The sequence below is a fragment of the Chryseobacterium sp. B21-037 genome (assembly GCF_028570785.1).
Taxonomy (GTDB): domain Bacteria; phylum Bacteroidota; class Bacteroidia; order Flavobacteriales; family Weeksellaceae; genus Chryseobacterium; species Chryseobacterium proteolyticum.
The window spans coordinates 2166035-2187408 of sequence record NZ_JALGCB010000001.1 but is presented as its reverse complement, the minus strand read 5'-3'; the positions used below and the strand labels follow the sequence as shown (position 1 = coordinate 2187408).

General features: G+C 30.7%; 21 protein-coding genes. 12 read left to right on the top strand and 9 right to left on the bottom strand.

Annotation, left to right across the window (positions count from 1 at the left end):
- Nucleotides 1-627: 627 nt before the first annotated feature.
- The 10 genes from MTQ00_RS09560 to MTQ00_RS09515 all read left to right on the top strand — a co-directional run bounded on the left by MTQ00_RS09560 (nt 628) and on the right by MTQ00_RS09515 (nt 9971).
- Nucleotides 628-1194 carry a Crp/Fnr family transcriptional regulator gene (locus MTQ00_RS09560; protein ID WP_172279490.1) on the top strand — a complete coding sequence of 189 codons (567 nt, stop codon included), beginning with the start codon at nt 628-630 and terminating at the stop codon, nt 1192-1194.
- A gap of 56 nt (nt 1195-1250) precedes the next feature.
- Nucleotides 1251-2270, top strand: coding sequence for a saccharopine dehydrogenase (locus MTQ00_RS09555; RefSeq protein WP_273648620.1), 1020 nt, complete (start codon nt 1251-1253; stop codon nt 2268-2270).
- Nucleotides 2267-2845: an NAD(P)H-dependent oxidoreductase gene (locus MTQ00_RS09550; protein WP_273648619.1), complete on the top strand. Its 579-nt coding sequence runs from the start codon at nt 2267-2269 to the stop codon at nt 2843-2845. Before MTQ00_RS09555 ends, MTQ00_RS09550 begins: the two co-directional genes overlap by 4 nt.
- 133 nt (nt 2846-2978) lie before the next feature.
- Nucleotides 2979-3905 (top strand): DUF4421 family protein, encoded by a 927-nt coding sequence (locus MTQ00_RS09545; RefSeq protein ID WP_273648618.1) that lies wholly within the window; start codon nt 2979-2981, stop codon nt 3903-3905.
- 100 nt (nt 3906-4005) lie between these two features.
- Entirely contained in the window at nt 4006-5391 is a 1386-nt protein-coding gene (mnmE, locus tag MTQ00_RS09540) for a tRNA uridine-5-carboxymethylaminomethyl(34) synthesis GTPase MnmE (RefSeq protein ID WP_273648617.1), read from the top strand.
- Between the two features lie 267 nt (nt 5392-5658).
- Nucleotides 5659-6210, top strand: a complete 552-nt coding sequence (locus MTQ00_RS09535; RefSeq protein WP_273648616.1) for a helix-turn-helix domain-containing protein — start codon at nt 5659-5661, stop codon at nt 6208-6210.
- Entirely contained in the window at nt 6203-7429 is a 1227-nt protein-coding gene (locus MTQ00_RS09530; protein WP_273648615.1) for a tyrosine-type recombinase/integrase, read from the top strand. Before MTQ00_RS09535 ends, MTQ00_RS09530 begins: the two co-directional genes overlap by 8 nt.
- Nucleotides 7426-8493 (top strand): hypothetical protein, encoded by a 1068-nt coding sequence (locus tag MTQ00_RS09525; RefSeq protein ID WP_273648614.1) that lies wholly within the window; start codon nt 7426-7428, stop codon nt 8491-8493. The genes MTQ00_RS09530 and MTQ00_RS09525 overlap by 4 nt, the downstream gene beginning before the upstream one ends.
- A 187-nt stretch (nt 8494-8680) precedes the next feature.
- Nucleotides 8681-9058, top strand: a complete 378-nt coding sequence (locus MTQ00_RS09520; protein WP_273648613.1) for a helix-turn-helix domain-containing protein — start codon at nt 8681-8683, stop codon at nt 9056-9058.
- 16 nt (nt 9059-9074) lie between these two features.
- Nucleotides 9075-9971, top strand: a complete 897-nt coding sequence (locus MTQ00_RS09515) for a hypothetical protein (RefSeq protein ID WP_273648612.1) — start codon at nt 9075-9077, stop codon at nt 9969-9971.
- Nucleotides 9972-10059: 88 nt separating this feature from the next.
- On the opposite strand, the gene MTQ00_RS09510 is transcribed toward MTQ00_RS09515, so the two are convergent.
- The 8 genes from MTQ00_RS09510 to MTQ00_RS09475 form a co-directional block, all read right to left on the bottom strand.
- Nucleotides 10060-10683 carry a hypothetical protein gene (locus MTQ00_RS09510; RefSeq protein WP_273648611.1) on the bottom strand — a complete coding sequence of 208 codons (624 nt, stop codon included), beginning with the start codon at nt 10681-10683 and terminating at the stop codon, nt 10060-10062.
- Nucleotides 10684-10694: 11 nt separating this feature from the next.
- Entirely contained in the window at nt 10695-11135 is a 441-nt protein-coding gene (locus MTQ00_RS09505) for a hypothetical protein (RefSeq protein WP_273648610.1), read from the bottom strand.
- A gap of 1 nt (nt 11136) precedes the next feature.
- Complete coding sequence (locus tag MTQ00_RS09500) at nt 11137-11409, bottom strand: ECs_2282 family putative zinc-binding protein (protein ID WP_273648609.1); 273 nt, start codon at nt 11407-11409, stop codon at nt 11137-11139.
- 225 nt (nt 11410-11634) lie between these two features.
- Nucleotides 11635-11979, bottom strand: coding sequence for a hypothetical protein (locus MTQ00_RS09495; protein WP_273648608.1), 345 nt, complete (start codon nt 11977-11979; stop codon nt 11635-11637).
- 4 nt (nt 11980-11983) lie between these two features.
- Nucleotides 11984-12385 carry a hypothetical protein gene (locus tag MTQ00_RS09490; RefSeq protein ID WP_273648607.1) on the bottom strand — a complete coding sequence of 134 codons (402 nt, stop codon included), beginning with the start codon at nt 12383-12385 and terminating at the stop codon, nt 11984-11986.
- Between the two features lies 1 nt (nt 12386).
- The gene (locus MTQ00_RS09485) at nt 12387-12791 is read right to left on the bottom strand and encodes a hypothetical protein (RefSeq protein WP_273648606.1); all 405 of its coding nucleotides are present in this window, start codon (nt 12789-12791) and stop codon (nt 12387-12389) included.
- A gap of 252 nt (nt 12792-13043) precedes the next feature.
- The gene (locus MTQ00_RS09480; protein ID WP_273648605.1) at nt 13044-14693 is read right to left on the bottom strand and encodes a hypothetical protein; all 1650 of its coding nucleotides are present in this window, start codon (nt 14691-14693) and stop codon (nt 13044-13046) included.
- A 23-nt stretch (nt 14694-14716) separates the two neighbouring features.
- The gene (locus tag MTQ00_RS09475; RefSeq protein WP_273648604.1) at nt 14717-17272 is read right to left on the bottom strand and encodes an NACHT domain-containing protein; all 2556 of its coding nucleotides are present in this window, start codon (nt 17270-17272) and stop codon (nt 14717-14719) included.
- Nucleotides 17273-18309: 1037 nt separating this feature from the next.
- Here MTQ00_RS09475 and MTQ00_RS09470 point away from each other — a divergent pair.
- On the top strand, nt 18310-18849 hold the full coding sequence (locus MTQ00_RS09470; protein WP_273648603.1) for a hypothetical protein: 540 nt from the start codon (nt 18310-18312) through the stop codon (nt 18847-18849).
- A gap of 339 nt (nt 18850-19188) precedes the next feature.
- On the opposite strand, the gene MTQ00_RS09465 is transcribed toward MTQ00_RS09470, so the two are convergent.
- The gene (locus MTQ00_RS09465) at nt 19189-20142 is read right to left on the bottom strand and encodes an AraC family transcriptional regulator (protein ID WP_273648602.1); all 954 of its coding nucleotides are present in this window, start codon (nt 20140-20142) and stop codon (nt 19189-19191) included.
- A gap of 101 nt (nt 20143-20243) precedes the next feature.
- Between MTQ00_RS09465 and MTQ00_RS09460 the strand changes: the two genes are divergently transcribed.
- Entirely contained in the window at nt 20244-21359 is a 1116-nt protein-coding gene (locus MTQ00_RS09460) for an FAD-dependent monooxygenase (protein ID WP_273648601.1), read from the top strand.
- The last annotated feature ends 15 nt before the right edge of the window (nt 21360-21374 follow it).

Genomic DNA, 21374 nt, shown 5'->3' with positions numbered 1-21374 from the left:
CAAATGAAAAGCCCTGTGAATATTATTTACGGGGCTTTTTTATAATTATTTATCCCGGTCTTATTACCTCCCGTTGTAAATCCTGTCAGTAATCTCAAAAAGCTTCTCCGTATTTTTACGGATGTATTTCTAGGGATTACCCTGAAAATTAGAAATGCCATCCCGTCTATTTTTGTATCAATTAAAACAGACACCACTTCATTTTATATATTTTCAGAACACAAACAGTTGAATCATCTCGTTCCTGAGATGATTTTTTTATGACCGTTGAGATTTAAAAACCCGTCTGCCAACAGCAATCGTAGCCAAATAGCCGTCAATGGCCGGATATTTCCCATGTATCAATTTTGCTTTTCAAGGGTTTTCCGGAAATATAAAATAATATCTGAATTACACCACCGTATTTTTACGGATATATTTCTAGGGATTCCCCTGATGATTTTCGAAATGATGGAAACTATCTTTGAAATAACAAAAAGAGACACCATTTTCATATCTTCATATATACATTTAATAAATTTAAACGGTAAATCATCTCAGTCATGAGATGATTTTTTTTGTTGGGTATAGGAATAATCAGGTTTTCATTACCTTTGAGCTGTAATTGTAATGACCAGATAATCAAAAATGATACAGGAATATTTTCGAAGCTTTAATTTATTTACCGAGCTTGAAATTGAAGGCATTTTGCAGCTTTTTGAAGTGAGAAGACTCAATAAAAATGATTATTTTGTTCATGAGGGAGATCAATGCAAGGAAATAGCTTTTATAGAATCCGGTATTTTCAGGTCTTATTATACTTCAAGTGAGGGAAAAGACAATACATACTGCTTCAGGTTTCCTAATGTGTGGATTGCTTCTTATTCTTCATTTATTTCGGGAAATCCGGGTGTTGAAAGTATGCAGGCTATTTCAGAGGCTCATCTTTTGGTTTTGAAAAAAGAGAAGATAGAAAAATTAGTTAACGGGAATCCGAAATGGGTCTTATTCCTAAAAATGATTGCTGAACAGGAATACCTGGAGCTGGAAAAACGTTTTTTCGAACTGCAAAGGGATAATGCTAAACAAAGGTATCTTTCTCTGCTGAAGAACCATCCTAATTATATCCAGGATATTCCTCTTCAATATTTATCTTCTTATCTTGGAATTACACAAAGACATTTAAGCCGTATCCGAAAAGAAATTTCTTTTTAGACATTTGTCCTGTTAAATGATCCTCCAGCTCTCTAGTTTTGTCAAAAAAATCAGAGATGCAGTCAAATATTTTAATTATCGGCGGGAATGGAACAGTAGGGAAAACCATTGCCCGTATTTTCAAATCGAGAAATCCTCACCATCAAGTTTTTATAGGAGGCCGAAGAACAGGAAAATCCGCAAATGATTTATTGGTGGATGTTACCAAACCCGATACTTTTCAAACGATTCTGGATCATCAGATCCATTTGATCATTCTTTCCGTGAATGACAAGGAGGATTATATTCTCCGGTTTGCCATAGAAAATAAAATTGATTACCTGGATATTACCAAGCCTACACCGGATCTTATGAATGCCTATGAACTGGCGAAAAAACAAAGGATCAACAGCAGGATTGTTTTTAGTTCAGGCTGGATGGGAGGTATCGTCAGTGGATTAACCAATACATTGCCGGGCCAGATAAACAAGGTGCAGCTTTTCGTTTATTACTCTATAAAAGATCTTGCGGGAGAAAGTTCAGCGCATTTTATGGCTGAAAATGTGGCTAAACCCTTTTTTATGTATAAAAATAATCAACCTTTTTCTGTCAAACATTTCTTAAACTCCGAATTGTTTGAGTATTCCTTTGGAATAGGGAAAAGAACGGCTTACAATTTTGATGTGCCGGATTTGTATATTTTAAATAAAATTGAGAAAATACCAGATGTAACGGTTAAAATGACCTATAACTCAAAATTTGTTACCTGGCTGCTGGGCGCTTTTCAATCTATGAGGATCTTCAGTATTTTATCGTTGAAAGAACGCAGGATGATCTTTGGATCAAGTGGAAAGGGAGATCAATCTGTTTTCGATATCGTAATCTCAGGCCATACGGGTAATAAAACAATCAGCCTGAAAAGCACAAACGGCCAGGCAGAATTAACGGCATTATCTGCTGTTCTCCATGCTGAAAAATTACTAGGAAGTGAAAAACATGATAACAGGATTTACTTTAGTCACCAGCTGCATGAACCCCATGATTTAATGGCCTCATTAAATGCTTACGAAAGTATCCATATACAAACAATCGGATGAAAAAAATAGTAATTATCAACGGGCATCCTCACAAGAGTTCATTTTGTTTTGCACTTTCAAGTGCTTATAAAAAAGGAGCTGTTAATTCAGGAGCAGCAATTAAAGAAATTGTTATTTCAGATCTGGAGTTTAATCCTAATCTTACATTCGGTTATCAGAAAAGAATGGAACTGGAACCGGATCTGCGGAAAGCATGGGAGGCAATACAATGGGCGGATCATCTGGTTTGGATTCATCCCGTCTGGTGGGGAGGTCTGCCAGCTATTACAAAAGGGTTCATTGATCGGCTTTTTCTTCCGGGTATGGCTTTTAAATACAGAGAAAATTCGCTGTGGTGGGATCAGCTTTTGAAAGGAAAGACGGCACACATTATTACCACTTTAGATCAACCGGGCTGGTATTACCGGTTGATGTATGGCCGTCCCAGTGTGAATCAGCTCAGAAAATCAACATTGAAGTTTTGTGGAATAAAACCGGTTAGAGTGAGCTATGTCGGAATCATCAAGACCTCTGATGAAAAGCAGCGTGTCCAATGGCTGAAAAAAATACAAAAGGCAGGACAAAGGCAAAAGTAGCATGTATATTAAATATTTATAATAAAGCTTAAATGATTCTGATAGGTTAAAAACTGAAAATTATACTTAAATTGCTGTCCGTTAAAGAAAAATGATAGCAAAAACAGTAGAATATAATGGAATCATTTAGTGTATGCGTCTTAAGAAGTTTTTAACCGGATTAACAGCTATTTTTTCCGTTTCATATATCCATGCCCAGGAGATCGATTCATCGTACATCAAGTCCTATCCACAGAAATACAGGATATCCGGATATCTTTCTACCAGTTCCTTAGAGGTAGACGATACGGATAGGCATTATACTCCCAATTACCCTTTGAATACAGGTATCGGTTTCGCGATTAAAAATACGATCGTGGGAATTCAGCTGGGATATGGTTTTATTCCTTTAACGGATAAAAAGAAATACGGAAAAACGAAAACGCGTGATTTTCAGATACACCACTACGGCAGGAAGATGATATTCGATATATTCTTCCAGGACTACAGGGGATTTTATGTGGAGAAAGATAAAGACCAGAATCCCGATATCTATCAGCAAATGTCCGTGAAGCAGATCGGTATGGAAGCGACCTACCTTTTTAATGGGAAACGCTTCTCATCCAAGGCTGCTTTTGACCTGGACGAAATACAGCGGCATTCTGCCGGAAGCTGGCTGGTAGGAGGCGGTGGTTATTATTATCAGTTGAAGGGAATGGAAAGAAGCGGCTCTGAAGGAACGTACGGATTAGAAAATTTTCAATTGGGAATTAATGGAGGATATGCTTATTCCTGGGTCATGAGTGAGCGTTGGATGATGACAGGAACTATTCAGGCAGGGGCTAATTTTGGGAATGCTCTGAAATCATTGAAAAAAGGCAGGGTTGAAGTGTATCCTACTGCATTTGCCCGGATTGCCGGAAATTATCATAAAAATAACTGGGGTATTTCTTTTGCGATCCTCATTAACAATAAAACCGTCTATCCCGTAAAAAAGGAAGAGCTAAGCCTTACTGCCATTACCATGCAGCTTTCCTATGTTAAACATCTGGATCATATTTTTAAATCCAAAAACAAATAAAATCTTTGCTGTTTATAGCCGTGGTTTCAAATCGTTATTATAGACAATCCGTATAAGCATTTTGCATAAAGATTTCCATTAAAAAACGTAAATTTGCAGCATGAATAACGATACCATTTGTGCGTTGGCTACGGCCAATGGAGTAGGAGCTTTAGGCATTATCAGAGTTTCGGGTAACGATGCTTTATCTGTGGTACAGAAGTCTTTTCCCGGGAAAAATCTTGGGAAGCAAAAATCGCATACCATTCATTACGGGTATTTTATGGATGGGGAAGAGGCTATTGATGAGGTGATGTTATCTATTTTCCTGGCACCCAAAAGTTTTACAACTGAAAACTCTGTGGAAATAGCATTCCACGGATCTCCGCATATTGGAAAACGTATTCTTGAAACCCTTACCAAAAACGGAGCAAGAATGGCAAAGGCGGGAGAATTTACACTTCGTGCTTTTATCAACGGAAGAATCGATCTTTCCCAGGCAGAAGCTATTGCAGATGTCATCGCTTCTGAGAATGAAGCATCCCGGAAAGTGGCCATCAATCAGCTGAAGGGAGGAATTACCAACGAAATATCAATTCTTAGAACTGATTTGCTGAATTTTGTTTCATTGATCGAGCTGGAATTGGATTTCGCAGAAGAAGATGTAGAATTTGCAGACCGGTCAGCCCTCAATCAGCTCTTAAGCAAAATTGAATTAAAATTAAATTCACTTATTGAAAGCTTTCAATACGGTAATGCAATTAAAAACGGAACTGCTGTTGCCATCATTGGTAAGCCGAATGCAGGTAAATCCACATTATTGAATGCCCTCCTGAAAGAAGAAAGAGCGATCGTCAGCAGTATTGCAGGAACCACCAGAGATACAATCGAGGAGGTTTTACATATTAAGGGACATGCATTCCGTCTGATCGATACCGCAGGATTGCGTGAAACCGCGGACGAAATTGAAGCGATAGGGGTTAAAAAAGCCAAAGAGAAAGTTGAAAATGCCAATATTCTCGTTTATCTGGCAGATGCCGCTACAGAAGATTTCACAGAAGATATTGAAATGATCCGGTCCTTGATACGAGAAGATCTAAAGCTGATTATTTGTGCCACTAAAATTGATGAGGTTATTCCTACAAAATATGAGAATGTGGAAAATGTTTTCAGAAAGGAAATCGACCACGAATTTGATTTCATCAAAATCTCAGCAGTAGAGAATCAGAATATCCAGGACCTGAAAAATGAATTGTCATCCTATGTTGAACAATTGAAATCCCTCGAAAATAATGTGGTGATCACCAACCAGCGTCACTTCGAAGCGTTACACAAATCTTTAAGTGCAGTACACAAAGTAAATGAAGCAATCACTTTCCGGATTTCCACAGAGCTATTGGCGTATGAACTTCGTAATGCATTGGAACATTTAGGAGAGATCTCCGGGGAGGTGACGAATGATGAGGTGCTGGGGAATATTTTTTCTAAGTTTTGTATCGGAAAGTAGATAACGTTTTAGACTGCATATAGATTGCAATTACAATAATACGAAAAACCCTTTAAATGTAATATTTAAAGGGTTTTTTATTTGCATTTCGTTTTGTTTCAAAATTTAATATTGCAGAACATATATATTCTATTTGTTTCTATTTCGTTTCTATGAATTTGATTTGGAATAAAATTTGTAATTTCATCGTTAAAAAATGTAACATTTTGAAACAATGGGAAACATGGGGAAACAATATGAAACATTTTTGGGGAGAATTTAGACGTTATGGAAGTCAATAAAATTTGTCAATTCTGCGGAAATAGATTTGTAGCTAAAAAAACTACAACAAAATGCTGTTCCGATGACTGTGCTAAGAAATTCTACAAAAAGAGAAAGCGTGATGAAAAGATTCAGGCGAGTGATAAGGATTTGGAAGTACAAATTAAAGGTTATGATATTGAAGAAATCCAAAAGAAAGATTACTTATCCATCAAAGAAGTTATGCTTTTACTCAATATTAGTAGAACGTCAATTTATCGAATGTTAAAAGATGGCAGATTAAGCAAATTAGAAGGCTTTAAATCGGTTAGAATTAGGAAAATTGACTTAGATGTACTCTTTAGACAAAAAGCCGAAAATAACGAAGAAAAACAATATAATTTACCATATTTCTGTGATGATAATTATTACACGATTAATGAAGTCCTAGACGCATTTAAAGTAAGTTCAGGTTCATTTTATCATTTATGCAAAAAACATAATATTCCGAAAATTCCAAAAGGTAAAAATGTGTATGTTCCCAAAAACTTAGTAAATACAATTTTCAATAATGAGTAAAAAAGTAACAGTGCTAAAAAAACTTGTAAAAGGAAATAAGAGCAATCTTTCACTAAATTTTTATCCTCCTGTTTTCAATCGAAAAACTGGAAAAAAGACTCGCTATGAAAAAACGAGCTATTTTATTTATAATGAATTTCAAAGTGAGACTGTATATTATACAGATGCAAATGGGAAGAAGCAGTCAAAAATTGAAATTTTAACAGATAAAAAAGGTAATCCTAAGAAATTAACTTTGACTCCTGCTCAAAAACACCATAATAAGGAGACTAATGAGATGATTGAGCTGTACAGAGCAAAGAGGTTTAAGGAGGTAATTAGTCCAGATATTTATACAGAAGCAGAACTGAAGACTTTGGAGTTGACAGAAAATAGAAGTAAAATCTTTACAGAATATTTTAAGAAAAAAGCTCAGAATGCAACTAATTCTGAAGGAGCGTGGAGTAGTTGTTATGGACACTTTGTTAAGTTTTATGGAAATGTTTTGTTTCAAGATATTAACAAAACTCTAATTGAAGATTTTAAATCTAGATTGCTTAATGCTTATCGGCTAAAAAGTACAACACATAAAATTAGTAGAAATTCAGCAGCAAGTTATTTTATCAGGTTTATACAAGTTTTAGAAATAGCTTATGAAGAAAATTATCTTTCTGAAAATTTCAAAGGAAAAATAGATTGGATTGAAGAGGAAGAAGTGATGAAGAATTTTCTAACACTCGATGAATGTAGAACTTTATTTGGAACTGAGTTTCCTGATGGAGTTTTGAAAAAATACTGTGTTTTCGCTCTTTTAACAGGTCTTAGATACTCGGATATATCAAATTTGAAGTGGGAAGATGTTGTAAGACGACATGAAACTGATTTTATAGATTTCAGGATGAAAAAGACTTCAGTATTTCAATATCATCCAATTTCTAAAGAAGCAATTAGTATAATGGGAGATAGAAAAAATAATACTGATTTTGTTTTTGAAAGAATTGCTTACCATTCTCTAAATGACAATTTACGAAAATGGCTTTTAAAAGCAAAAATTGAGAAGAAAGTAACATTTCACAATTTCAGAACTTCTTACGCTGTAGCACAATTAGAGGCAGGTGCAGATATTTATTTAATTTCAAAAATGTTGGGACATAAAAATGTTAGTACTACAGAGATTTACGCAAAAATTGTTGATAAACGAAAAATAAGTACTATTAATAATATTATTTTAGGACTATGATAGACTTTTTACCAATTCAAGATGATGATTTTACATTTTCATCATTATTTCAAAATTACGAAGAAGGTCATACAGATACCACCGAATTTGGTATGTACCCATTTTTCAGGCTTAGATATTTCTTTTTGGATAAAAAAAGTTTACCTATAATGACATTGAAGATTGATGAAGAAAAAATCGAGAATTTTGATATGTTTAGAAATATATTTATTAGAGGAGATTATTTTTATCTTATTGCTTATCATTATTTTATAAATATTAAGGAGTATGAGTTTGAGTATAAAGTTGAAGGAAGAATGAAAATCGCAGATAAAAATGGAGAATTAAAAACAATTTCCTTTTTTGAGCCACTATATAATGCTTTAATAGACGAGAAAATTAAATCTCAGAAATTACTCCGACACGAATATATTGTTTCTAAAAATAAGTATTTATACATAAACAAGCTTACAGAAATACTTTTCAATGATTACTACGATTTAGATGATGCAATTAGGAAAGAGAAAAATGTCTTTGCAAAATATGGAATGGCTGTTAAAGAGGTTTATTTAGAAGTGTTTAGAGACTTTTATTCAAATTTTGTAGATTATCTTACAACTGAAAATTTTGAAGATTTAAAAAAACTTGTTTACCCTTCAAAAAAAGAGGTTCAGTCCTTTAGATTTGCACCCAGAAAAACCTATCGGAATTTAAAAGATATGGAAGCAAGAACAAAAATTGTTGAATCCATTAAACAAAATTTGATAGAAAAAGGATTCATTTCTAAGATAACCACTTTTGAACAGGTTTATGACCTCTTTGACAACAAAAGACGAGAATTACCAAAAATCCTTTGGGAGAAAGATATTACATCTTTAGCCACATTTTATAAAATAATGGAAGATGATAAAATTATTCAGGATGCAGAAGGAGAGCATTGGAAAATTTTGGCTGATTATTTTATTCTTAAAAATAATTCGGAGATTTCAAGAGAAGAACTTAAAAGCAAAAAGAAGTCAACAAATTTTAAAATTTTAACTGACCTTGAAAGCACATTTGACTTATTGAAAAAAATTATCGCATAATCTTCACTCCACCTTTGAAAATTTTTTCATTTTTTTTCATTTTTTCCGATAAAATTTGAGCTGATTAATCAAATAGTAATTTATTATAATTATAATGTTCTTAAAATCAAATACTTAAAACTCTTACTGTAAGGTAGGAGTTTTTTCGTTTTTGGCATACTCGCTAAGTTATTGATGTAACCGATTCATGACAAACGAAATCATGACGGCGAAAACCAGCCATAACGAAAATTTCGGTTCTATAATCGAAAAATTGGTGCAGACAGAAGTAACTAAATACTTAACTGCTTATGCAACAGAATTAGAAAAATTGAGTGAGATAGCTCTTTCAAAAGCTGTTTTAACAGTAAAAGATGTTGCAGAACTTCTCGATATGAACGAGCGAGTAATAGTTCAAAAGATTAATTCAGGTTTAATTCCTGCTTACAAATGCAAGATTACCAATAAGTTTCTTGTTTTGAAGCGTGAATTAATCAAAGAGATTGCTTCAGGAACACAGTACAAATCAATTTCAATGATAAGTACTGAAGTAAATCAGGGATTTGATAATAGAAAATATGTTTAATCTTAATTCTGTAGACATGATAGATTACATCAAAGCATATTTTTCCGATAAAAATGAAATTCTTGGAATTATGAAAGAAAACTACAATCTCGAAAAAATCAGCTATTCTCGATTTGATAAAACTAAAAATGAAGCTGTTTTGTATGAAACATACAAAAATGAATTTGAAAATATGGAACTAAAAATTACCAATCAAGGTGCATATATTCATAATTCCTTACATCATTTTTATAATAAATTTGTGCATAACATTGATGGAAATTATAATGATTTTAGTCGCTCGGCGATTGTAAATTCCATTGATTTTTTGGAGGAACAAATTAAAATTTCTCCTGAAAATCTACATCTTTCACAGGGTTTAGAATTTGGTTTGAATTTAAGAGTACCTTTTGATTTAGACCACTTTATTCTGAATGAATGTGTGCTTTACGATTTTTGCCCTGCGTCAAAATTACCTCCACCCAATGATGAACAAGTGTATAAAGAATTTCAAAAAGGTAATTACAGACTGAAAATTTATCACAAAGGTAGACAACAATGTAATGGAGAGAATATTTTGAGAGTTGAAGTTAAGTTTTTAGATAAGAGAGAATTTAATAAAAATGGAATCTTTATGCTAACTGATTTGGAAGATAGGGATAATCTTATTTTCTTGTATGATAAGCTATACAATCTTGTTAAATTTAAGCTAATGTGTGTAGATGATATTGAAAACGGTCAGTTCACAAGTTACAAGAAAAACAAACTTTATAAATATTGTGCCCATAAATTTTGGTCGGAATTGGATGACGATAAATTCAAAATTGAATCAAAAAAAGTCTATCCATATTTTGATAAAAATAATTTATTGGAACATAAAAACATACTGTTAGACCTGATGGATAGTAAGTTTGGAGAGTTATTAGATAGTTAGTTTACGGACATTGTATAAGTTACCGTAACTGTTGTTACAACAAAAAAGTAGGAAATTATTTTCCTACTTTTATTATGTAATTTATGATTTAGAAATTATTCAAGTCATTTTCAGTATCTTTTCGAGCGTTAATCTTCAATTTTCTTGCATTGATTAATTCCGTCATGAGCTTTGGAAGGCTTTCATTGAAGTCATTTATTTCCTGATTGATACTTTCTAAATTTGGTTTTACTTCATCTTCAAACCGTTGAATAATACCTTTAACTTCATTTTTAACTTTGTCACTTAAAGACTCAGAACCATAATAGGTTTGTATATGAACGATAAGTTTTTTTTGTTCGATAGTAGAAGCCGTTTTATTTTGGGCGTAAAATTTTGATGGACGTAAATAAAAATATTCTTCGTCTCCTGTAATATTATAAGAATATGTCACCTTTGCACAATCAATCTTTTCTCCCGCTGCCATGGAAAAGCTTATCTGAGGAGGTAACTCTTGTCTTCGTAAAGTTACCATCTTTATATCTGCTTTTCTACTTGTGAAATCGATGGATAAGTTTTTTACTTGATACATTTTAAGATTTGATTCTATTATTTTATCTTGGTCAAGATTTAAAATCTCACCTTCTGGAAAAGTTTCGAATCTTCTAATAATATTTTTTCTAATTGTATCTAATCGTTTTGACAGATAATCTACATTAAATAGGATTTTCATTCATTTATTTTTTAAAATTGTAAAATCTGGTATTCTAAATTTTTTTCGGCAAAATCATCTTGCCACTCAAATTCAATTTTCGTAGTGTCTGGAGCATCTATTGTTAAAAATAGTACTATTTCATAAGAGTTTTGTGGTTTAATATCAAGTGGAAAAGGATTAGTAACAACTTGCAATCCTACTAAATTTGGGAAGTGAATTGTAACATTTTTTGCTGTAGATTTACCTTTGTTATAAACCTTAATAACTCTCGCTCCTTTACTTTTTTGTAAAATATTTGCTTCAACTTTTGCTTTTTTTTCATCATCTTTTTCCTTCGTAATCTTTTCAAGTTGAAATTTATTTAATAAAGCACTTTGCTTTTTTAACTTAGCATCATGTTTAAAATAGGTGAAAGCTGCTAAAGCCAATGAACTTATTGATATGCAAAGGGCAAAAATTTGCAAAACCATTTTACTTAAATTTTATATTTTTGTTGCCACTAAAAGCATTTTTTAACATTTTATTAATGTCGTTCTGCAAATCTTCAGTTACTTCCTTTTTCATTCTTGAAACTTCATCATCAATTTCTGATTTGTTAGCCTCGACCAGTTCTTCATATCCACCATTATACTCACGATTGCAATTATTGCATTTTACCCATGTTCTATCCTCATTGTATTCAAAATCGCTGTTACCGCAAGTTTGACATCTAAGATTGATTGAAAAATTATAATTATCTTTCATAAAAATTTCATAAAAATTGACTGACACAATATCGACAAAAAAAATATTAGATACATCCGTATTTTTACGGTATTTATCCTCTCGCCTAATTGGCTAAAAATTCATTTTTTTTGAATAATACATTAAAATACAAATATTTAAAGTTAAAATTATAAAGTAGAAAATATTATAATCTTGTTTATTTACTTCACCTGATAATGATAATGTACATCTACTTAAAGGTTGTCATTTAGTATCAAACGGGTTTTCACTATTTTTCATGAAAACAGAGCCCATTCTTTTATATTTCACAGGCTTACCATTTGCACATACATCATAAATCCCATTTCCTTTTTGCTCTGAAATACGCAAGAAAACTACATCACTTTCGTCACAATCATTATCTATCGCAACATGTTTCCTGAGGTCTGAAATAGTTGCATCAACTTTTTTCAAAAATGACTGAATTTTCTTATCAGGAATTGGTTCTTGATAGTTTGAAGGTAAATCGCATTTCTTGTCTTTTTGAGTGTCCTGTGCAAAATAAAGTGTTGGTACTGTCAATAGTAAAGTAAAGATTAATTTTTTCATTTTGTTATTCTTTAATAAATTCTGTAATTCCGTTTCCGTTGTCAAAGTTGAGTTTTGTTGCTGTTACTTTCTTGAATTTGAATGTTTGTGAAACTCCGCCATTAGCAAGAGTGAAAGTAAATTCCGTATCGCTTGAAGTTTGAGAATATCCTCCGTTGTCAGCTATGTATTTATAGCTCTGCGAATATCCACTCATAGACATAACAATATCTCCGTTTGAGAATGTGTATGATTGGTAAGCCGTACCTCCTAAATAACTCGTCCATTTACCCATTATCCATGAAGGTGGATTGATTTTGCTATTGTTTATGGTTGTAGGGTTAGTTGTCTGTTCGTCATTATCAGATGATGAACATGAGAATAATGGCAAGACTGCCAATGAAAGTGTAAAAAGTAATTTTTTCATATTATTTGTTTTGTTGTTTATATTTTTCAATATTGATATATAGTTCACGGGTTAGAAAAAAAATTGTTGGGTTGAACATCAGTCTAGTTAATGCTCCTTCATTTGGAAATTGTTTTTCATCATAAAAAATAGGGTCACCAATACCACCGACGGTATTATAAGCATCTATTAGTAATAAACTAGTGTATTTTAAATCTTCAAGATTTCTTTCACAATCATTTCTTAATAACCTGTTGTAATTTTCATCAAGCATTATAATTGTACGTCGTATAAATTCTTTATACGTTAGAACTTTAGCGTCTCGGTTTTCTAATAAATGTGAATGCGGAATAACGCCGTCCGTGTAAAGAATTTTAGATAATTCTTTGTAGTCTTTTTTTCTTTCTAAATCTGGAATTGATGTCATATATTTTGTTTTATGTAACAAGAAAGCAAGTGGTTCTCACTTGCTTTTAGTTCTGAAGGCTCGGCAAAGCCTATGTTACATAAAAACAGGATAAGCCACTTGCCTATATGACAAGTGCGCTAAACTGTTTGCGTTTTGTAACATTTAAGAATTTTGCCGATTCACAGAACAAAAGCAAAAGTTTTACACTTTTATTTTTTTCGTTGATGTCTTGGCGCAAAACTACAAATTTTGTGCCTTAATTTTTTATTATTAATAAAAAATATAATTGTAGTCTTTTATCAATTTTAAGGTTTCAGAAAAATTAAATGCTTTTGACTTATGGTTATAAATAATATCTTTTAAATCTTTCTTTAATTGATTAAGGTAAAATAAATCTCCATTAAGCTTTTTGATTTCTTTAATATTAATATTGTTTATTATTGTTAAAACCTCTTCACAAGTTTTTAAATCATTTTTTTGACATATATTAATAACAACTTCATATGTGATTCTGAGAGGAGAAAAATTACTTTCCAATTTTATAATTTCTCTTTTTGTCATTGCTAATTCTAGAATTTTCACCAAGTCATTAATTGAATTCTTATTTGAGAAGTTTTGCCAATTTGAGTTTTTAAAACTTTTTTCAATTTCTTGATATGAGAAAATATTATTTTCAAGAACTACAAGTAGCTTTTTGAATCCATGTTCAGAATTACAATCTATCAATAACTTAATTAAGGATGATTTCATCATAATTTGATTCTCAATTAGGTAATTATAATGCTTTAAAATGTAGTTCTCAGCATAATTTGAATTTTCATTTCTAATTAACATACTTAAAATATCATCTAAAAAATTACCATCTTTAATCCCTAAGTTTTCGATATTGATAATTTCATCTATGAATTTAATATCTTTGAAATATAGTAGTTCAATCAATTTTTGAGGATAATAATAATTATTATTACTAAAGGAATTAATAATCTTGGCTTTTATATCAATTGTAACTTTATCAAGGTTCTTTTTGGAATTAACTAAGTACTTCAAATAAATGTAGATATTTGTTAAATCATTTTCATGATTAATATTTTGAATAATCCTTAAATTTACTTTTTCCAAGTCAAAATTTTCAGGAAAATAGTCTAAGCTTAATTTATGTCTGATATTTAAACTTATCATTTCTAATAAAAATTCTTCCTCAATATTGAATTTAAAATATTTCTGAAATAGATATAACAAGTTGAACAATAAATAGTCTCTTTTACTTGACGTTTTTTCTATACATGCAGATATTTTCTGACCATATATTTCTTTTAATTTTTCTAAATTATTTTTACACCATATTTCAATTACTAATTTTTGCTCATTTGTTAATAGAATACTTGTATCATTTCTTTTTGGTAAAAAATTTTCAACAGCTCTCATTATCTCAAGTTCATAATTGAGAATAAGTTTTGGTATCTCTAAATCTTTTACTGCTTTACCATTTTTTTTATCTAATATAAAGTCTTTTAATATTTGTGTAGAATTTTTTGTGATATTTTTATAAATATTATAATTAGTTGAGTACTTTTTATAAAAATCATTCCAATCTTTTATTAAAAATTGTTTCTTTTTACATAAATTAAAAATGGATAATATTTCATCCCGCAAAGCTTCAAAATTTAACAATATGTCAAACTCTCTTTGTCTTTTAAGAAAATAAAACTCGGTCCTACTTTCGTATTCATTTATTGTCAGTTTTTCATTAAATTTATAGCTTAAAGTTGATTCTATATAATTTTCAAAAAGTAAACTTAACTGAAAGTCATTGCCACGAATCAAATTGCGAAAATTTGTGAGAAAATCATCCTTAATATTGCCTTCTTTATAAACTTCTAAAATTTCACAAAATAAATCTTCTTTTAAAATTTTTGACAAAAAAAGGATAGTATCGTAGTTTTCTAAAGAATTATTATGCAGTATTTTCTTAAAATGGGAATATTAAGTTCACAAGATATTGTTATCTCAATTAATAAATTATCAGCATAAAAAGATATTTTATCATTAATAACAGTTTTTGAGATTATTTCGACAAGTTCATTGCATATTTCTTTTTTATCACAACATTTTTGATTTAAGTGGTCTAAAAATTCACATGTATCATAATCTTTACTATCAACAATTTCGTAATTTTTAATTAAATAAGTGTAGATAATTAGTAATGATTTAGAATTTTCAATGTGTTTTAATAATTCAAAAACATAATGTTTCAATGTAGAGGTATGTTTGTAGCTTACAACTTCAAATTCTTCCCGTAAAGAGATGTCTAAAGCATTGAGAATATACTTAAGATTTTTTTCTGTTACTTCTTGGGGCATTGTTTTTAATAAATTAAGAATAATATCTTTATCATTTTCTAACTGTAACTTTTTAAATATTTTAGAATAGAAGGTAGAAGTAGATGTAAACGTTGGGTTTTTGAATAGTTTTAAAATGTTTTGTAAAAACAGAATGTTTCTTTCTTTACTAGATTGAAATTCAGAAACTATTTTTAATATTGTACTTCCAATTATATTTATTTGTTCCGTTGAGAAGCTCATGTGTGATAAAAGCTCCATAGCTGTTACTCTTGCTCTTGAATGGTTTGATATATTTGTTATTTGAGAAATTAAATAATTTACACTATTTTCTGTATTAGAAAATCTTGCAATTTCAGATATTCCGTCCAACCACAAAGTTTCTTCTATACAAATTTCTGTAAATCTCTTAACCAGACATTTTGTACGAATATCTGGATGGATTCTGTCAGAATCTACTTGAAAAATCAATTCTAAATCATTTTCAATTATCCAGTCTACTAAGTTTTCATAATCGGTTTTTGCTAATTCTAAGTTTAATAAAAATGATACAACATTATACCAAGTTGGATGAACTTTAAGGGTGTTAGAATCAATTTGTATGAAATTAATTATTTGTTCAAAATCTAATTGAGACAAAGTTTTTGCGACAAAATATTCTTGTATGTTTTTGTACTCAAAACTCCATGTTTCATCAAGATTTTGTTGAAGAAATGAGTTCTTTGGCAAATCTATTCTTTTTTCACATAATCCAAAAGATTGACTTGTTGAGATAAAGGATTTTTGCATTGCCTCCATTGACAATGCAATTTTTTTAGAATACTCTAGAATTTCTGCTTTGCTAAATGAGCTATCATTTAAATATTTAATTTTCTCATCATCATTCAACCTGTTTTTTACATATGTTTCTAAAAGTTTTGACTTATTTAATAAAATTTCATGTGTATTATAATAATGTTGTCCGAGTAATTCTAAATAAAAAGGAGTTTGTAGTATATCTCTAAATTTCCAATAACTAAATCTTTCATCTTTCGTTACATCAAGATTATACTTATTATTTAGAAAGTTGACAGCTAAATTCTCAGGAACTTCATTAATAAAACATATGTCAAAACCATCAATGCTTTTTATATGATTATTGTAAATATTTGTTCTACAACTAACAACGAACTTGATTTGATTTGACTCAATAATATGTTGATTATCATAAATAAATGCTCTTAATTTAACAGTAAAATTTGTAATGTCATGAATTTCATCAATTCCATCTAATATAATTATAAGGTTTGAGATGTTTTTGTAATTCTCAGGAAGTAAATCTGTAAATTTTGTTTCAGATGAAAAGTTTTTTAGGATACGAAATCTCGGAATTTTATTATTAGCATCTCTATTTTCCCAAAGTTCTATGGCAAAGTTTTTTAATTCATGACTTTTGCCACTTCCTGGGTTTCCGAGTACTATAACTCCAAACCTTGATTTATTTAATTGTTCCTCTAGCTTAATTTCGTAATCAGGATTGTCAAAAACAAACCTTTCTCTTTCTTGATATTTTCTAAAAGAACGAGAAACATGATATTCATCTTTCTTCAAGTCATCAATAAATAAATTTCTATCTTCTTCTTCAATTATAGTTTTTTTTAGATTTTTATCAGAAAAAATTAGTTTTTTGAACTTTTCTAAAAGTTTTGTTCTGTTTTCAATTGAAATTTCATCTATAGCCTCTTTGTAAATCCTTTTGAATAAATCAGGATACAACGAAAAATACTCTTTAATGTATGATTCAGGTGTTAGAAATTCAATTGGGCATTCATCACCTATTATTTCATAAAAACTTTCCAGTTTTGAATCTTCATTGGTATTTGAAAAATTTTCATGCGGTGAAATGAAAAGGAGCAAATCAATTTTTTTATGCGTTGAAATAATATGTGGAATTTTTTCAATAGCCATAGTATAGTTAAGAGTAGTTGAATAGTCTTTGCACTCAGAATAAATAGTGTAAGTTTTAAATTTTCTATCAACTATTTCTATAAGGTTATCAAATCCATCTTGAGAACCTGTTTTTTGTATTCTTTTTCTTACAACTTCAAAATCTAAATCTTGGAAGATTCTCTCAAGAAAATCAATTGCAATTATTTCAAAGTCACCACCTTTCTTTGCCATATTATTTTTCTATATTTTCAAATATACTTAATATCAGTCAATATAGAAGGTATCTAAGCAAAAGTACCCCACCATAGGGCAAGTTTTTGGTAGTACCCCCGTCTTTGGAAATTAGAGTAAATATTTTCGGACGTATTTGAAGTTCAGTTATTTTTTTGAAATCTTTTCAATATGTTCACAATATGAAGCAAAACAGGTATCACCCACTCATCTTATAAATAACCACGAATATTAATATATAGTAGTGAGGTGATAAAGTGTTCTTTTCCTGGCATAGTACTTAATCAACAGCTTTATTATTCTATATGTTTAAAATGGTATCAAGTAATTCTATGTATTCTTTTTTCAAAATAATAATTTTCCACAATTTTTAGTAGTGTGTGTAATGGAGATAAAATGCTCAGAATTTTACAATGACAAATTGCACTACTATATAATATCTATATGAATATTTTTGTAACTTGGAAGTTGACGAAATTTTGATGAAAAATTTCAAAATTCAAATCATTTGATTCTATATTGTTACTATTTTTCTTAACTAATTGATATTCATAATATACTATTTTTGTATCGGAAAATAATAGGCATTGCGAACCGAAAGGAGAAGCAATCTGATAGGTAATTTGATGTTTATTCTTTTATTATAAATTAGAGTGTATCAAAGTTTTTATAAAAATTAAGGAGAGTTAGTAACCACCTGCTGGCGCGAGCGTCACGCTCGTGTCCGAATAAAGATTAACAATCTATATATAAATCCGAGAAGGTACACTTTCTTGGATTTTTATTTTTAGTATTTAAGATTAATGAACCTGAAAGTAACTTTGTAGCAGAAATATACAAATGGAATAGGGTAGTGTAATAAACTACTGTAATGACGGCCAGAAAATTCTGGAAATAGATTTAAATTTGTGATGTGAATGGGGCAACGAGCGTGACGCTCGCGCTAGGGGAGGAACTACCTATGGAGGAGTGCGGATTAATCCAAATCCTCAAAATTATATAATACCTGCTAATCAAGATAAAAAACGCAGATAATTATGAAAATATCTTTAAAAAATTTGCTGCTATTACTTTTACTAGTGTTTTCTTCATGTAAGAGTGAATTTAAAAAAGAAATTTTAGTTGATAAATTATCTTCTATTGAAAATGGATTACCGTCTCCACATTTTAATTATAGGCTATATTTAGCAATTGATAATAATAAAATTTTAGAAACTAATATTGATTTATTGTTTGAGCTTTATAAAGATGAATATTCGAATAAGTATTCCAGTTTGAAAGATTTTTTAAAAGCTCTTTTTCTCCATAATGAGGTTGTAAAAGTTAATGATTTAACAAAATATAAAGGAGCAGATTATCTAATCAATTTTAGTGAAATTGATAATAATATTAATTTGAAAAACATTGAGGATATCCAAAAAGAGTATTTAAAAGCGAAAAATGGACAGTTTTTATTGTTTTTAACAAATTTAAATTCATCTGAGAGATATACAATATTGTACAGAATGTTTGAAGATGAATTCATAATAACTTTAAATGATTATGTTGGTTATTATAGTTTAAGAAAATATGATTAATTCTCTTGTAAGGAGATATTCTATGACAAAAAAAAGTAAATAAAAATTTGATATTTAAGATGTAATTTAACAAGTGGCTAATTACAGAATATTACAATAAATGCTCTGCCTTTAATTTTGAACTTTACATTATTTATAATCAGGAGGGAATTTTTCCTTCCTGTTTTTTTGTGATCACTTGGAAATCTCTTATTTGCTAAAATATAACAAAATCATTCACTAATCATGATACTACTTTTCTCGAAATGTGTATAAACAATTAGTTTGTTTGATTAATATTTTTTAATTACACACAGATATATATTGGTCACAATCTCAAACTACTAAAAATATCTTCCTCTATTTCATATCATGACTATATTTTTTCGGTTTTTTACCCAGATGCTTTTCAAATACCCTTGAAAAGTGACTTAGGTTTTCAAACCCCATTTGATAGCCTGTTTCTGATACCGACAGTTTTTCATCCCGCAAAAGCCGTGCAGCTTCTTTCATACGTAGGTGCTGATAGTAATCGTAAATTCCCATACCAAAGATCTGCTTGAATATCCGGCGGAGCTTAAGTTCGTTCATTCCGGCCATTTGTTTCAGTTCTGCAATACTGGTTGGCTGGCTTAATGAGGAAACAATTTTGTCGCGTACCTGATAAATAGATTGTATTTCCTTCCGACTTAGTTTTTGATGGGTAGAATTTTCCCGCTTTCGTAAACTCTCAAATAAATAAAAAAGCAACTCCATAGCCTTGATTTTATAGTAATAGCTTCTCATTGTTGCCGGAGTTTCTTTTTTTACAATATCATTTACGGTGCGCAAAATATCATCGGTCATCAATTCTTCAATCAGAAAGCTGTTGGTATTATCGAAAAGAAACTGAAAATATTCGGATTCCTCTTTTAAAAAACTCTTCAAATACTCGGCACTGATGCTAATTGAAACATAGGTAGCCTGTGTATTTTCTATGAAATGAATTTTTTGTGGTATCGTAAATGGAAATATACGTACAAATGTGGCATCTGAAGGCGGTTTGATTGTACCGGACGTATTTTGATTATGATCTTCAAAGATGTTGTAAAATAAAAAACCAATACTGTCTTTAATCACGGATGTTGCAGTTTGTCGTGTAAAATTCTTTTTAGCGATCATTGAACCAAAGTGCAGCGCCATATCGGGTAAAAAAATAAAAGCTTTAAAAAGTTTGACCTCGAAATGCTGTAGCTCATCTTTTGTCGTCAGTCCTACCTTGCTTGCATACTCAAGAATTCTGCTGTCTATAGCTTTATGATCTTCGTCTTTCATGTTTTTACGACTATTTTTAGTAGTTATTGAGGTGTTTTAATCGTAAAGTTACCGGTAATTTTGATATAACAAATGTTATAGAACAATTAAATTCTTAAGTTATGAAAAAACAAGTTTTGATATCAGGTGCAAGTTTCGCCGGATTAACTTTGGCTTATTGGTTAAACAAATATGGTTATGAGGTAACTGTCGTAGAAATAGGTAAAGGTCTTCGGAAAGGAGGTTCACCTATCGATGTCCGGGGTAAAGCACTGGATGTGGTAAAAGAAATGGGAATATTACAAAAAATTAAAGACCGTGAGTTTATCCATACCGATGAAATCGTGGATGCTAAAGGCGACACATTGAGTCGTTTTTCAATAAATGCAATGGAAGAATATCTTGGTGATATTGAAATCCATCGCAGTGACCTGGTAGAACTTATTTTTGATATTGTACCTAAGAAGGAGGTAGAATTTATTTTCGGAAACAGCATAAAGACATTGATACAACATGAAGATGGTATTGAGATATCCTTTGAAAAGGGGGAGAACAGAAGTTTTGATTTTGTATTTGGGGCAGATGGCACCCACTCAATAGTAAGAAAACTGGTGTTTGGTGCTGAAGAAAATTTCAAAAAGTTTTTCGGTGTTTACTTTGCTTTTACCAAAGCAGATCATATACAAACAGGCAGGTCAGGTAATACGGGAATCGTATATCGTGAGCTGGGTAAGCAGGCTGTAATATACCATTTCAAAGATGGAGCTAATGCAATACTGATGTTCAGAGCTCCGGAACTGGATTGGAATTACAGAAATACAGAACAACAAAAACAAATTCTGAAAGAATATTTTGGGAACAATACGAATTGGAAAATTCCTGAAATTTTAGATTCCATGCTTCATTCCGACGATTTATATTTTGATGAGGCGAACCAGATCCATATGCCGACCTGGATTAAAGGACGTGTAGCCCTGGTTGGTGATGCTGCGCATGCGCCAAGTTTTTTTACGGGAATGGGTACAAGTCTCGCATTGCAAGGCGCGACTTTGTTAGCAAAGGAGCTTGATGCAAATGATGATTATAAAACTGCTTTCAAAAAATACAATGAAACCTTCAAACCTTTTGCGGAAAGCATTCAATCTCGGATTAAATGGGGGTTAAAAGTTCAGTTACCTGAAACAGAAGAAGAATTACAGGCATCTTTCCTGGCGTTTAGTAATGATAATAAAAAATAACCCCTTATGAATTGA